The sequence below is a fragment of the Ruminococcus sporogenes genome (assembly GCF_054655175.1).
In genome coordinates this window covers 275,620-290,439 of sequence record NZ_BAAHOA010000001.1, presented here as the reverse complement: position 1 = coordinate 290,439, position 14,820 = coordinate 275,620, and the positions used below count along the sequence as shown (strand labels likewise).

General features: G+C 40.0%; 12 protein-coding genes. 1 reads left to right on the top strand and 11 read right to left on the bottom strand.

Going from position 1 to position 14,820, the window contains the following annotated elements; genetic code table 11:
* Positions 1-50: 50 nt before the first annotated feature.
* On the bottom strand, positions 51-1,145 hold the full coding sequence (gene ychF, locus ACYQ0N_RS01515; RefSeq protein ID WP_177532355.1) for a redox-regulated ATPase YchF: 1,095 nt from the start codon (positions 1,143-1,145) through the stop codon (positions 51-53).
* 19 nt (positions 1,146-1,164) lie between these two features.
* On the bottom strand, positions 1,165-1,557 hold the full coding sequence (locus ACYQ0N_RS01510; RefSeq protein WP_177532354.1) for a hypothetical protein: 393 nt from the start codon (positions 1,555-1,557) through the stop codon (positions 1,165-1,167).
* A gap of 190 nt (positions 1,558-1,747) precedes the next feature.
* Between ACYQ0N_RS01510 and ACYQ0N_RS01505 the strand changes: the two genes are divergently transcribed.
* Entirely contained in the window at positions 1,748-2,341 is a 594-nt protein-coding gene (locus tag ACYQ0N_RS01505) for an accessory gene regulator B family protein (RefSeq protein ID WP_177532353.1), read from the top strand.
* A 36-nt stretch (positions 2,342-2,377) separates the two neighbouring features.
* Here the strand turns inward: ACYQ0N_RS01505 and ACYQ0N_RS01500 are convergent, their stop codons facing one another.
* The 9 genes from ACYQ0N_RS01500 to ACYQ0N_RS01460 form a co-directional block, all read right to left on the bottom strand.
* Positions 2,378-3,115, bottom strand: a complete 738-nt coding sequence (locus tag ACYQ0N_RS01500; protein WP_177532352.1) for a hypothetical protein — start codon at positions 3,113-3,115, stop codon at positions 2,378-2,380.
* Between the two features lie 213 nt (positions 3,116-3,328).
* Positions 3,329-5,212 (bottom strand): ABC transporter ATP-binding protein, encoded by a 1,884-nt coding sequence (locus ACYQ0N_RS01495; RefSeq protein WP_460161667.1) that lies wholly within the window; start codon positions 5,210-5,212, stop codon positions 3,329-3,331.
* Positions 5,212-6,942, bottom strand: coding sequence for an ABC transporter ATP-binding protein (locus tag ACYQ0N_RS01490; RefSeq protein WP_177532350.1), 1,731 nt, complete (start codon positions 6,940-6,942; stop codon positions 5,212-5,214). The genes ACYQ0N_RS01495 and ACYQ0N_RS01490 overlap by 1 nt, the downstream gene beginning before the upstream one ends.
* On the bottom strand, positions 6,939-7,349 hold the full coding sequence (locus ACYQ0N_RS01485; RefSeq protein ID WP_460162159.1) for a MarR family winged helix-turn-helix transcriptional regulator: 411 nt from the start codon (positions 7,347-7,349) through the stop codon (positions 6,939-6,941). The genes ACYQ0N_RS01490 and ACYQ0N_RS01485 overlap by 4 nt, the downstream gene beginning before the upstream one ends.
* Positions 7,350-7,574: 225 nt before the next feature.
* Positions 7,575-8,999, bottom strand: coding sequence for a 4Fe-4S dicluster domain-containing protein (locus ACYQ0N_RS01480; RefSeq protein WP_177532348.1), 1,425 nt, complete (start codon positions 8,997-8,999; stop codon positions 7,575-7,577).
* A gap of 15 nt (positions 9,000-9,014) precedes the next feature.
* Positions 9,015-10,187, bottom strand: coding sequence for a SpoIIE family protein phosphatase (locus ACYQ0N_RS01475; RefSeq protein ID WP_177532429.1), 1,173 nt, complete (start codon positions 10,185-10,187; stop codon positions 9,015-9,017).
* On the bottom strand, positions 10,180-11,853 hold the full coding sequence (locus tag ACYQ0N_RS01470) for a [Fe-Fe] hydrogenase large subunit C-terminal domain-containing protein (protein WP_460162158.1): 1,674 nt from the start codon (positions 11,851-11,853) through the stop codon (positions 10,180-10,182). Before ACYQ0N_RS01470 ends, ACYQ0N_RS01475 begins: the two co-directional genes overlap by 8 nt.
* 39 nt (positions 11,854-11,892) lie before the next feature.
* On the bottom strand, positions 11,893-12,135 hold the full coding sequence (locus ACYQ0N_RS01465; RefSeq protein WP_460161666.1) for an NAD(P)H-dependent oxidoreductase subunit E: 243 nt from the start codon (positions 12,133-12,135) through the stop codon (positions 11,893-11,895).
* 167 nt (positions 12,136-12,302) lie between these two features.
* Entirely contained in the window at positions 12,303-14,540 is a 2,238-nt protein-coding gene (locus ACYQ0N_RS01460) for an AsmA family protein (protein WP_177532346.1), read from the bottom strand.
* Positions 14,541-14,820: the final 280 nt, after the last annotated feature.

Genomic DNA, 14,820 nt, shown 5'->3' with positions numbered 1-14,820 from the left:
ATTATTATTTACTAAAAAAAGGATGCTTTTTTGCATCCTGTTTTTTTATGCTACACGTTAAACCGGAAAAGAACAATGTCCCCGTCCTGCATTACATATTCCTTGCCCTCCAGTCTGACAAGTCCCTTTTCCTTTGCAGCCGCCATACTTCCGCATTCCATCAAATCATTAAAGCCGACAACCTCTGCGCGGATAAATCCCTTTTCAAAATCAGTATGTATTTTACCCGCTGCCTGAGGAGCCTTGGTTCCTTTTTTTATAGTCCATGCTCTTACTTCAGGCTTCCCCGCAGTAAGATATGAAATAAGGCCCAGCAGCGCATATCCTTCCTTTATAATACGGTTGAGTCCCGATTCCTTCAAGCCCATCTCGTCCAAAAACATAGCCTTGTCTTCCGGCTCCATATCCGAGATTTCCGCTTCAATCTGTGCGCATATAGGGAGTACTGCCGAATGCTCCTCTTCGGCAATTTTTTTTACCATATTATAATTTTCATTATTTTCAATATTATTTATAAAATCCTCTTCACAGAGATTAGCCGCATAAATTACAGGCTTTCCTGAAAGCAGCGGAGTAGACTTTATAATATCCCTTTCGTCGTCGGTATAATCAAAAGCCCTTGCAGATTTACCCGACTCAAGGTGTCCTTTCAGTCTTTCAAGAAAATCAATTTCCGATATATACCTTTTATCGCCCTTTGCAAGCTTCCTGCTCCGGTCAATCCGTCTTTCAATCATTTCAATATCGGAAAATATAAGCTCGAGATTTATCGTTTCAATATCTCTTGCAGGGTTAATCTCTCCGTCAACATGTATGATATCTATGTCCTCAAAGCATCGAACAACATGCACAATCGCGTCTACTTCTCTTATATCGGCCAAAAATTTATTGCCAAGTCCCTCTCCCTTGGACGCGCCCTTTACAAGCCCTGCAATATCTACAAATTCAAGAGTTGCCGGCGTAAATTTCTCCGGATTATACATTTCCGCAAGTCTGTCAAGACGCTCGTCCGGGACGGATACTATCCCTATATTTTTTTCAATAGTGCAAAAAGGATAATTAGCAGATTCTGCTCCTGCATTTGTTAACGCATTAAAAAGTGTACTCTTTCCCACATTTGGGAGTCCGACCATTCCTAATTTCATATTTTAAACCTCTTTAATTTTATTCTCCGAGATATTTTTTACGCATTTCCTCTTGACTTAGAGTTGTTCTTGTGCTTTCTTCTTTAGACTTTTCTAATTTCTTCATTATATCGTCAACGGAATCCTCATCCATGCCGTCCTCAATAAGTATATCCCTAAAATATTTATCTCTATCAATTCTCAAGGATTCTCTTTTTCTTGTAAAAGCATAATTACCATAAGAAGGTCTTGTATAAGAAGATTCTGAATAATCCGGCAATTTAGCAGTCGGTACAGTGTTCTGAACAGCCGTTGTAATTACAGAGCCGGAGCTATCGGCTGACGAGATGCCGTTATTATCTTTACTTTCACACCCATAAAAAAACAAAGTCGCCGCTGCGCCAAGACATAGCAATGCTTTTTTTGTTTTCATTACAATTCTCCCCTATCAGCAAATTAACATAATTATACCACTTTTTATATATTTAAGTCAACCATACACAAAAAATATTCAAATTATATGATATAAACGCCGTTAACAATTTGTACATAAATCGTACACAGTTTATTTATACATATTTCGATTTTATATGGTAAAATGTGTAAAGAAGGGGGTATTTTTAATGATTACATTTATCAGTCGAAAATTAACTGATTTTTTATGTCGGAAATCTGTCATCGACAGCGGTAAAAGTGAAATTTATCAATATGGATATGAAGTGCTTATATCAGGATTAGCGGGTATACTTATCGCCTTGATTATCGGAATAATAAGCGGACGTATTTCTGACGCCGTTATATTTCTCGTTTATTTTATACCGCTCAGGCAACTATGCGGGGGATACCATGCAGACAGCTATTTGAAGTGCAACATTGTATTCACAGGAGTATTTTCCTCAATACTTATTTTTTCATATTTTTTACCGAAAAAGCTTTCTGTTGCGGCAGTAATAATATGCTGTGCGTTTACGTTTATTTCAATGCTGCTATTCTCTCCTGTTGAAAATCCAAATAAGCCTCTTGACAGCGAACAAATTGCAAAAAACCGCAGAAAATGCCTTATAATAACTCCGATTCTTTCGGCGATTTCCCTTGCAGCGGTATTTTTTTATCCTGTATACGCGCTTACCGCGTCAACGACTCTGTTTTCAATAGCAGTTTTAATGATAATACCCAAAATAAAGGACAGACTAAAAGATAATAAAAAAGCGGTATAGCTTTCCTATACCGCTTTTTTCATCAGCTTACAGAGATCAAAGACCTGAAACTGTAAAAGTAACCTCAATTTTCTGATATGTTGCAAATGAAGCAGGATCAACTACCTGAGGAGAGCAGTTTGTCAGATCGCCGTCCGCAGTTCTTGCGTCTGAAGCAACTTCGTCAGCGTTTACATAGCTGTTATAAATATTTGATCTCATTTCCTTACCGTCGTCTGAGGACGTATAAGGCTTCTTTGTCATTTCAATTTCTTTTCCGTCAAGCTTAATGCTGTCTATTGAAATAATCATATTCGGATAAAGCGTCGTGCCGTTTTTTACAATTACAGCCGCAAATGTAAGTCCCTGCATATCGCTGTATCCCGTTGTCTGATTGTAACCGTTTGTAGTAGCGTCAAGCGCAACAGTATACTGTCCGTTACCCTCAATTTTAGCGTTAGTAGCGGCATAAGCTAATGTATCGGCGTCTGTTCCCCAATAATAGCCGACATATCTGCCGTCTGCAAAGGCAAGATAAGCGTCGCCGTCTTCAGCAACAATACTATCCTCTACTACAATCGCATTAACCTGACCGTTAGTTCCGCCGGCATTAGAATCCGCCGCAGAGGAGGAATCAGCGGTTGTCTCAGCTTCTGTTGCAGCTTCCGTAGGAGCCTCTGTAACTACTTCGGAAGACGACTTATCCGATTTTTTATCAGAATCGCCGCAGGCTGTGAAGGAAAGCGCCATAAGCATTGACGCGCAAACGCATGCAAGTATTCTTTTAATTTTCATAGGTAAAATCTCCATTCTGCCGTTTTTTATACGCTAACGGCCCGCTTTTTCACCTGTTTATCTTTTTACCGGATCAGGCGAATTACTCCGGCATATGCTTCACTCTTTAATCAGATACTCTTATAATACACAATTTTTGAGATTTGTTCAATATGTATAATAGACAAACATCATATAATAATAAATATGATTTTCATGCAATTTTACGCAAAATTAACTAAGCTCAAACATACCCGTATATAACTGATAATATCTTCCGCGGCGTTCAATCAGATCCTCATGATTGCCTCTTTCAATTATTCTGCCGTTTTCCATTACCATTATAGCATGTGAATTTCTTACTGTAGAAAGCCTGTGAGCAATAACAAAAACAGTTCTTCCCTCCATAAGACTGTCCATGCCCTTTTCGATAAGTGATTCTGTACGCGTATCTATGGAGCTTGTTGCCTCGTCGAGAATAAGCACAGGCGGATCAGCGACGGCCGCTCTTGCAATTGCCAGAAGCTGACGCTGTCCCTGACTCAGATTACCTCCGTCGCCTGTTATTATTGTATTATATCCGTCAGGAAGATGTTTGATAAAAGTATCGGCATTAGCGAGCACAGCCGCCGACCTTACCTCCTCATCAGAAGCTCCAAGCTTTCCGTATCGTATATTGTCCGCTATTGTTCCCGTAAATAAATGAGTGTCCTGAAGTACTATCGACTGTGAACGCCTTAAATCAGCTTTTTTTATTTTATTGATATTAATATCGTCATATCTTATTTTTCCGTCCGGAACATCATAAAAACGATTTATCAGATTTGTTATCGTCGTTTTTCCGGCGCCCGTCGAGCCTACGAAAGCGATTTTCTGTCCCGGCTTCGCATAAAGCGTTATACCGTTGAGAACGGTCTTGTCTTCATTATATCCGAAAACCACATTATCAAAGGTAACCTTACCTCTCACCTCGGTATATGTCAGCGTTCCATCATGATGAGGATGCTTCCAAGCCCATAACCCGGTTCTGTGGTCAACTTCATGGAGCCCGCCGTTTTCATCCTTCTGGGCATATACAAGAGTTACATATCCATCGTCCGTTTCCGGCTGCTCGTCTATGAGATTGAATATTCTTTCAGCGCCTGCAAGCGCCGAAAGCACGGCGTTGAACTGCTGCGAAATCTGAGTAATAGGCATTGCAAACTGTCTTGTATACTGTAAAAAAGCCGCTGCTGCTCCGAAGGTTATATATCCTAAAACAGCTATAATTCCTCCTGCCATCGCCGTAACGGCAAAATGTATATAAGACAGATTGTTCATCACCGGCATAAGTATATTTGCATAAGTGTTTGCGTTGGTTGACGCTTCTCTAAGTCTTTCGTTAATTTTTTCAAAGCCTTCTTTGGATTTTTCCTCATGACAGAAAACCTTAACTACCTTCTGTCCCTCTATCATTTCCTCGATATATCCGTTTGCAGCTCCTATCGCCCGCTGCTGGTCCTTGAAATATTTTCCGCTTTTTCCGCCGATATTCTTTATAACCAGCAGTATAACGCCAAGCATTGCCACAACTATAATAGTAAGCTGCCAGCTCAGAACAAGCATCATGCAGAAAACGCTTACAACTGTTATTCCTGATGAAATAAACTGAGCGATACTGTTTGTAAGCATTTCTCTTACAGCGTCCGAATCATTGGTATAACGGCTCATTATCTCGCCGTGGGTGTGAGTATCGAAATACTTTATAGGAAGAGACTCCATTCTGCTGAACATATCGACGCGTATTTTATAAAGCGTTTTTGTAGCGACGCTTATCATTACTCTGTTAAAAAGCCACGAGGACGCCGCGCCTATGATATATATAAACGACATTAGAACCAGCATCCCAATAAACTTGCTAAGATCCGGATTTTCCTTGCCGATAAAGGGTTCGATATAATTGTCGATTATTGGCTTTAGCATATAAGTACCTGCAACCGACGCCACCGAGCTAATTACAATCGCTATAAAAATCACAAATAATTTAAGCTTGAATTCACTCATATAGCTGAATATTCTCCGAAGAGTAGCAAAAGTATTCTGCGGTTTGCCGATCGCTCTTTTCTGCGGTCCGGGCATTATCGGTCACTTCCTTTCTGCTGAGATTCGTAAACCTCCCGATATATTTCATTAGATTCAATAAGCTGCTCATGAGTTCCTATACCGCTTATCCGGCCGTCGTCAAGAACGATGATTTTATCGGCGTCGCTTACCGAAGAAATTCTCTGAGCTATTATTATAGTTGTCGTATCGGCAAGCTTTTCTCTGAACGCCTGCCGGATTTTACTGTCAGTCGCGGTATCAACCGCGCTGGTGCTGTCGTCGAGTATTATAATTTTAGGCTTTTTCAGCAGCGCTCTTGCGATGCATAAACGCTGCTTCTGCCCTCCGGAAACATTTACGCCGCCCTGTCCCAGATCAGTATCGTATCCGTCCGGAAAGGACATTATAAAGTCATGAGCCTGAGCCGATTTGCAGGCGTCGATTATTTCATCGTCATCAGCGTTTTCATTTCCCCATTTTAGGTTTTCTTTTATTGTGCCTGAAAACAAAACGTTTTTCTGAAGCACCATCGCAACCTCGTCCCTCAAATGCTCGAGGCTGTATTCCTTAACGTCATGACCGCCTACGTATACCGTTCCGGAGGTAGTATCGTAAAGCCTCGGAATAAGCTGAACAAGACTTGTCTTAGAAGATCCTGTTCCGCCTATAATACCTATGGTTTCACCTGATTTTATCTCAAGATTTATATCTGTAAGGGCGCAGTTTGATTCATCGTTTACATAGCTGAACGATACGTTTTCAAATTTAATTGAACCGTCGCCTACGAACACGTCCTTTCCCGAACCGTCGCAAATATCCGGCTGCTCATTTAAAACCTCGGAAATTCTGGCGATTGACGCCCTTGAAATAATACACATAATGAAAATGAATGAAATCATCATAAGCGACATTAAAATCTGAGTCACATAAGTAAGAAAGCTGGTAAGCTGACCCGTTTCCATTGTTCCGCCTATTATCATATTTCCGCCGAACCAGAAAATCGCAACAATACTTGCATACATAGTAAGCTGCATTATCGGATTATTTAAAATTACAAGTTTTTCCGCGAAAAGCTGGGCCTTTCTTACATCGTCGGCAGAGGCTTCAAATTTTTTATTTTCATGCTTTTCCCTGACAAAGGCCTTAACTACTCGTATACCTATCAGATTTTCCTGAACTGACGCGTTCATAGCGTCATACTTTTTCAACATCTTCTGAAAGCGAGGATGAGCATGAGAGCCTATAAGAAACAAAGCGATTCCCAAAAACGGTATTGCAATAAAAAATATAACGGAAAGTCTCAGGTTTATAGTAACGGCCATTATGGTTGCTCCTATCATCATCATAGGCGCTCTAACTGCTGTTCTGATAATCATCATAAAGGCGTTCTGAGTATTAGTAACATCTGTTGTAAGACGAGTTACCAAAGAAGCCGTACTGAATTTATCTACATTTTTAAATGAAAAATCCTGAATTTTATTAAAAAGCTCTTTACGGACATTTTTTGCAAATCCCATACCCGCCGTTGCCGCGAATTTTCCGGCAAGCGCTCCGCAGATAAGAGAAAAAGCGGCCATAAGCAGCATAACGATTCCCATTTTTATTATGTAAGGTATTCCTCCGTCGCCGTTTATACCCACGTCCAGTATTTTAGCCATAACAAAAGGTATCATAATTTCCATCAAAACCTCGCCGATAATAATTACCGGCGTTAATATCGCATATTTTTTGTATTCGCCGATGCAGGAAATAATTTTTCTGATCATATATCCTTATTTTCCTCCTTTTCTTCCCTTACTCGCCTGATAAGTTTATTTATTTCATAAAAATCAGCTCCGCTGTGATTATCGCCTATTGCCTCCTCCATATTATAAATCAGCTTATCAAGAAATATTTCCGCATTTTTAATTTCATCGGCATTTATATTCCTGAATATATAATTATCATATTCGTCAAAAGGAGCGTGACATTCGTCAAGCGCCTTTTTCCCTAATGGAGTTAGGCTAAGCCTTTTGCATCTCAGATTATCCTCATCAATTGTTTTCGTAATAAAACCGGATTTCTGAAGTCTTTTTGTAGACGTTGCAACGCAGGCGGCAGTCACCTGAAGCCTTTCAGCAATATCCGCCTGTGTACAGCCGTCGTTTTCCGATATATAATTCATTACCGGAATCTGACCGAAATGCAGCTTGGATTTTGCCGTAAGACGCTGACAATAAATCCTGCGCAGAAGATGAGCCTTTTCCAGACGGTTAATAATGTCACAGTAAATTTTTATCGCCTCCTACTGTTAAACGTTTAACTGTTAACCGTTATATTATAACAATTCCAGCTTTTTTTGTCAATGTTCAAAATTCAAAAAAAATATGCGGAATCTCCGCACATTTTTTATATAAAATTATTGCGTAAAACTAATCGCGCTTGTAATGGTTTTTTCCATGGCCTCTCTTCCGTACTTATCAACCTCATTCTTATCCTTAACGCCGTGCGTAAGACAACCGGCGCCGCCTATACAGCCGCCGCTGCAAGCCATTCCTTCAATAAAATTATTGGGCAAAACATTTTTTGAAGCCTTAAGCAAGGCTACTCTGCATGCTTCAATACCATCGCATGAAACGGGATCATATTTAAAGTCCTCAATTCCATGCTCGGAAAGCGCCTGACTTACGGCGTCCGCAAGACCGCCGCTTCTTGCAAATATACGTCCGTAATATGAAGCGTTGTCAAGCACGTCCTCTTCAAGCTTTGTTATATCTATTTCCCTTCCGTCAAACAACGCCTGAAGCTCTTCAAAGGTTATAACGCTGTCGATATAAGGCTTTACTCTTTCCTTCTGAAATTCCATTTTTTTAGCCGTACAAGGTCCGATAAAAACAATTTTTGCGTTTTCATCTGTTTCCTTGATATATTTTGCAATAGTAGCCATAGGCGATAAATTATGAGAAACATGCTCCTTCATTACAGGAAATTGTTTTTCAATATAATCAACAAACGCCGGACAGCAAGAGCTGGTCAGAAATTTCTTTTCAGCAAGCTCCTGAGCTTCCGCATAAGCTACCATATCAGCTCCTAACGCCGCTTCTACCACTGTATGGAAGCCCAGTTCCTTTATGCCTGTAACTACCTGACCAAGCTTAGCATATGAAAACTGGCTTGAAATAGACGGTGCGACTACCGCATAAAGCTTATCGTCGTTTTTGTCCTTATTCTTTATCATTTCTATAACGTCTAAAATAAAGGATTTGTCCATAACTGCTCCGAAAGGACACTGATATACGCAAGCCCCGCAGGATATACATTTATCATTGTCAATTTCAGCGCATTTTGACTTGCCCATATGTATAGCGTTTACCTTACACGCTCTTTCACACGGACGCTTTCTGTTTACGATCGCTCCGTAAGGACATACAGTCGAGCATCTTCCGCACTCAACGCACTTATCCTTGTTTATAACCGCCTTCTGATCCTTATCGAAATCTATCGCGCCCTTCATACAGACATCCTCGCAGCGATGGGCTATACAGCCTCTGCAAAGATCATGAAGCACGTTATAGCCGCTGACAGGACATTCGTCGCACGCTATATCTATAACCTCGATAACGTTAGGATTCGATTTATCTCCTCCAAGCGCAAGCTTGATACGCTCTGTGACTATAGCTCTTTCCTTGTATACGCAGCACCTCATAGTAGATTCGTCGCCTTTAACGATAACTCCCGGAATATCGGTATAGCAATCCATGAGATTTCCGGCAAAAGCATGCTTTGTAACTTCTCGTAATATTTTATATTTCAGATACTGTACCTTTGTGTCAAACTTTCTCATTGCTCTTGACCTCCATCAAAAATAACTTACATTGATCCGTTTTCCCATTTTTTTCAGACATTCCGAAAGCTCTTCCACTATCCTCATTTTAATGCTGAAATTGATCGGCAGATTCGGATTCTGATGCGCGGGATTTTTAGCTCTTCCCACATAAAAATTTATGTCTGTCGCCTCTTCAAAAATAATTCTGGAAATTTTTGAGGCTCCGTCACGTTTAGTACTCCAGTCGTAATAGCATTCGTTGTCCGAGATATAACTTTTTGCATATTCCAATACTCTTGTCATGGTAATGACTCCCTCAGTTGAAAGATCCACTCCCTTTATCTCTGCTATAGGAGGTATTTCAGGATCAAGGTAATCCATATCGGGAATTACCTCTGTACCAAGATATTGAGCCGCCAGCGAGGACGTGGTGCCTCCGCAGACTATATGCTTGCCTTCCTTCGAAAAGAAAAGAGCCATCATTTTATTTACGTCCTTAGGATCGGCAGGCGGTCCGAAAAGAAGACTGACCGGCTTTCTTGGTCTTATCTTTATTGCCGCTACCGTTGTATCGTCGCCCGGTTCGTTTCCATAAAGCCTGTTGCATTCGTCAAGTATCAGGGTAGAAATAACCTTTGCCGTATAATTAGGTTCATACAGCTTTTCAATATAATCTATGATGTTTTCTCTCTGCCAGCCGAAATTCATATATTTGCCTACGCCCGCAAAGATTGCGCCGTCGCTCATAGCTATAAATACGTCGTTTTCACAAAGCTGAATTTTTGACGTGTATATCGTTTTTCCGCCGGTTTCAGACGAGGTTTTCTCATAATCAAAATTTCTGCCGTTTCTGAGTAAAATAACCTGAGGGTTATCATACTGTATCAGCTCCGCTTCACTGTTATTCCGAACGCACATTATTGTAAACGTGGAATAAGCGACCTTTCTGACCTCGCATACCGGCAGCGTAGCGGCTATTGTTGAAACACAGTCCTCAAGACTCATTTCATTGGCGATCATAGTTGAAATGATTTTTGATGTAAGAGTTGATAGTATACTCGCCTTTACGCCGCTTCCCAGACCGTCCGCAAGAACAAGAACGGTATAATCCTCTCCCCTTTCTATAACCTCAACATGATCTCCGCAAAGCTGTTCGCCGTATTTATTGATACTGCGGTATCCTATATCGGTGCAAAGATTATTCATCACTCAGGCTCTCCTTTAAGTTAGTAAGCGCAACCTTTGTTTCTGCGACAGTTTCGCCCAGCAGCGACGCGATTTCCTGAACGGTCCTCATCTGCTTTTCAATAACCTTATCTGTAATCTCGATCGTATTACTGCATATTTCACCGCGTTTTTCCTTATCCTTTTCCTCTTGGGTTATGTCTCTAAGTATTCCCATGACTATATGGTATTCCGGATCATATATAATAGTTTCCTCGACATATTTACCGTATTCGGCAAGGTAAACCTTTTTATCGTGTATATTTCTTCCGGTATCCATTACGGTAATAAACTCAAGCGGATTAAGTATTCTTACTACCGGCGAATTCAGAATATCAGACGGGTTTTTAACGTTCATTATTTCACACGCGGACTTATTGATTTGCTGTACCTCAAGCTCCTCGTTCAAAACTATTATACCGTTCGGCGTATTCCTTATTATTTTATCGGAAAACGACTCTGCCTTTTCCTTCAAAAACGGCAGGCACATAGTAAAATCAGCCTTATTCTGATATACCGCAATAGCTTTTTCACGGCATGTATCATATCCGCAGCTTCCGCAGTTGAGCTCCTGATCAGGAGAGGTTTTTCCCATTTTATGCAAAATTTCCTCAATAATCCTGCTGCTCGGCATTGCCCTGTGCAGAATTTCTCCCTTGAACTCCTTTTTAAGCTTCGCACTGTCAACCTCAGGTGTTTTAAACCTTTCTTTCCCGGCATATTTGTCAACAGCAACAAAATCAGTCACAGGCTGTCTGTGTTCCTTATCCATTGCCGGTCCCCCTATGCAGCTTCCGGCACATGCGGACATCTCTATAAAGCAATCGCTTATTTTTCCGTCAATTACATCTTTGATAGCCGCAATACAGTTATCTGTGCCGTCAACCGATAAATAACTATATCTTTCACTGTTCCTCGACATTGTACGAAGTATTCCTCCGCTTGTCGGGTAAAGCCTTGTCAGCCCCTTTTCGACCGTATCCTCCATCGGTCTGAATTCGATTCCTTCTTCATTAAGCCATTCAGTCAGTTCCTCAAAGGTCAGAACAGTATCGACCAATCCCTTATATTTATCCGCTTCCTCTTTTTTAGAAATACATGGTCCTATAAAAACGGTATAACAGTCGGGATATTCGTCCTTTAGCTTCTGACAGTGAGCCTGCATAGGCGACAAAACGTCAGCCAGATATTTTACCGCTCCGGGGTAATACTTCTGTATAAGAGTGTTAACAGTATTGCAGCATGAAGAAATAATAACGCTATGGCCGCCTTCCTGTATTAATTTTTCATATTCAGACGTAACAAGCTGCGCGCCGACTGCCGTTTCCTCCGCAAAATAAAAACCCAGTCTTTTCAAAGCGTCCTGCATTGAGGCTATTGTAACTCCCTCATAATTTGCGGCAAACGCCGGAGCTATGCTTGCAACTACTCTTTTTCCCCCCGACATAGCCTCTCTGACTCTTGACACGTCGTTTCTTATCTGCTTGGCGTTCTGAGGACAGACTACGAAGCATGTTCCACAGAGAATACATTCATCATTTATTATATTCGCCTGATTTCCCGAAAATTTTATTGATTTAACCGGACAATGACGTATACATTTATAGCAATTTTTACAATTCAACTTTTTAAGCTGCAAATAATCCATCATTTTAATCTGCTCCATTTCAATATGTATTTCAGGCGTTTATATCTTATCGAGAACATGCTTTTTAAATATATCGTCAAAATTGTCCGGAGATACGCCGCATATAATCTCATCGTCAATTTTAATTGATACCCCTTCTGTACATTTTCCCAAACAAAAAGCTCCGGAAAGCTTTATTTTATCCTCAAGGTTATTTTCCTTTACCGCATCTTTTATAAGTTCTACTATTTTTGCGGATCCTCTCAGATGACACGAGCTTCCGACGCAAACAAAAATATTCATTATCTTAAACCTCCGTTTTTATATTAGATCCGTATTGTTAATTTATTAACAATCATATTATATCATATAGAATTTTTCATGTCAACGGGTTTTAATAATATTGTTGTTTTAAATAAACAAAAACGGCTGGAAATTATATCCAACCGTTTCAGTTTAATTTTTAAAAGTTAAAACTCCATAAACTCTATATTTATTTCATAAATTTTTCCATCGTAATAATAAACTACCATTTCGTTCCATTCAGATGATATATCATAAATGGTGAAGTATCCGTTATTAGCATCCTGTAGCTTTACGCCGTATTTATTCGCCAAATCCGCAACGTTGCCTCCGACAGCAAAACCGTCGATTGTAACCGAAACCGGCGAGCCCTCGGAAACATCAATACCTGAAATCAGGCAGTCCTTCGGAGCCGCGTCCGTATCAGATTCATTAGCAACAGTTAATCCAAATGAATAATCATCATTATAAAAGCTTTCAAGATATCCGGCTTCAACCTTTTCCTTATCAATTGTAACCTGATCTATAAGTCCGTCAATTTTGGCAGGAAGCTTGACGCTCTGTCCGTTTACCTTTATATCAAGCTTTGAAAAATCATAAGTAACATCTCCGCTGACGCCGGTCGTTGAGCCTGAGGTAATGTCTCCGGCAGATCCGTCTGTTATGCCGCTTCCGGTATATCCGCCTGTAACATCTCCGCTCTGATCAGACATAGCCGCACTCATTAACGCTCCCAAACCGTCAACTCCAAAGGCAGAGCCTATATTATTAATAAAGGTTTCAAGATCTGCATTTGATATATACTGCTCAAGCTGTGCGCCATCCTCTGAATACTGATAAACCTGCTGAGAAGAATCAAATTCCGGAATATCCACGGTAAGCTCTTCCTTAGAGGTCAGCGACAATGTTCCGTAATTTTTGCCGTCGACAGTGATGTCTGATTTAATTGTTTGGCTCTTTCCGTCCGAGTCAAGGTTTACAGTAATAACCGGACCGTTTAACGATGTCAGGTCAACTGAAACGTCTCCCTTTAAATATCCTTTATCTTCATTAATAGTTTCTAAATCGCTGTAATTAATCGCAAATTCAATATTATCGCCCGATCCCGCAAACATAACCTTAGCGCTGCCGCTTTCCTTACCGGATTTTTCTTCACAATTTCCGACGATCTGAAAACCTTCGTCATTTGCTAAAAGCTTAATGTCAAAAGAACTGTCAGAACCGTCCTTTGCAGTCATATAACCGATATCGATATTTTCTTCATCAGGAACAACAAATTCACGTCCGCAGATTTTTCCGTTGGAATCAACGTAAACGTACATTTTTAAAACAGTATCTCCGCCGCTGACGCTAACTGTTCCGATTTGCGAAAGCAGACTATCGACAGCCGCTGTATAATCGTCTTCAGTTAAACCGAACTTTTCAACTAGCTTAATAAGAGTTTTATCCTTTTTAGCCTCTTTCAAAACGTCCTTGACAATACTGAAAACGGTTCCCTGATCAATATTTGCTTCAAGCTTATTATATGTAGTTTCAACTCCGTTTACTTCGCATTCAATGCTTTTGTCAAGCTCTACGTCGTCAATATTCTCGAAAACAATCGTAAAATATTTTACCATAAGCTCGTTAAGCTCTTTTTCAGAGAGCATTTCTTTAAGAGACTCAGGATCAGTAGATATGGACATTAATGCATCCATATATGATTCTATAAAAGCCGCTTCCTCAACTCCCATATCGCTATACATTTCTTCCATAACTGTATCAAGATCCATGGATATGTAAGAAGGCGATAGCTCCGGAATCTGATAATAATAAACTCCGTCCATCATATATAAATTCATTGTAGCAAGTGTTTTATCATCAGAATTAAAAACTAACGATGATTTGATATTTCCGTTTTCATCAATATCAGCGCCGCTTTTTATTGCTACGCTCGACGGAAGAACAATACCGCTTTCAGAAAGCGGAGAACCGGTCAGTTCCTCGATCAGCGCGCCGACATTTGCAGAATCCAAATCCGCTTTAAACTCAAATTCCTCTGAAGTTGCAGACGAACCAAGCATTTTACCGTAAGCTTCAGAAAACTTATCGGCAGCGTTTTCAATGTTTTCCTGTTCAACCCAAGCATAGTAGTCTTCGGGACTATTTAAAAGCATTTTTACATTATTTTTTACCCATGGTATAAAGTTATATGCCGCAGCGCTGCCTGCCGCCAATATCACCACTATTATAGCTATAATCAAAAATACAGGTTTTTTCTTAGCCGGCTCAACCCCTCCTACAAGCTCGGCGCCGGCGAACGACGCTTGATCCGGCGAAGCGGAAGCAGACTCTGCGGAATTGCTTTGAGAAACTTCTGCAGTCTGAACCTGCTCGTTTGTCTGATTTTCATTTAAATCTGACATTTCATATCCCCCTTAAAAATATTAAATAAATCCAGAATATAATCTGAATAATATCATATTAACAAATTAATTTTATAAAGTCAATATAAAAATTTAATTTTTGTTTATTTGTATATAAATTGTAATTATATACATATTATTTTTATCGGTTGTTTTAACACGGATTTAAATATACGCCTTAATTTTTTACATGCGCTGTTTTTTATGAATTTTTAAAAATTTTCTGTACATAATAATATTGTTCTCTTAATGGATTGAGAATTAAACTTTATGAAAAAGG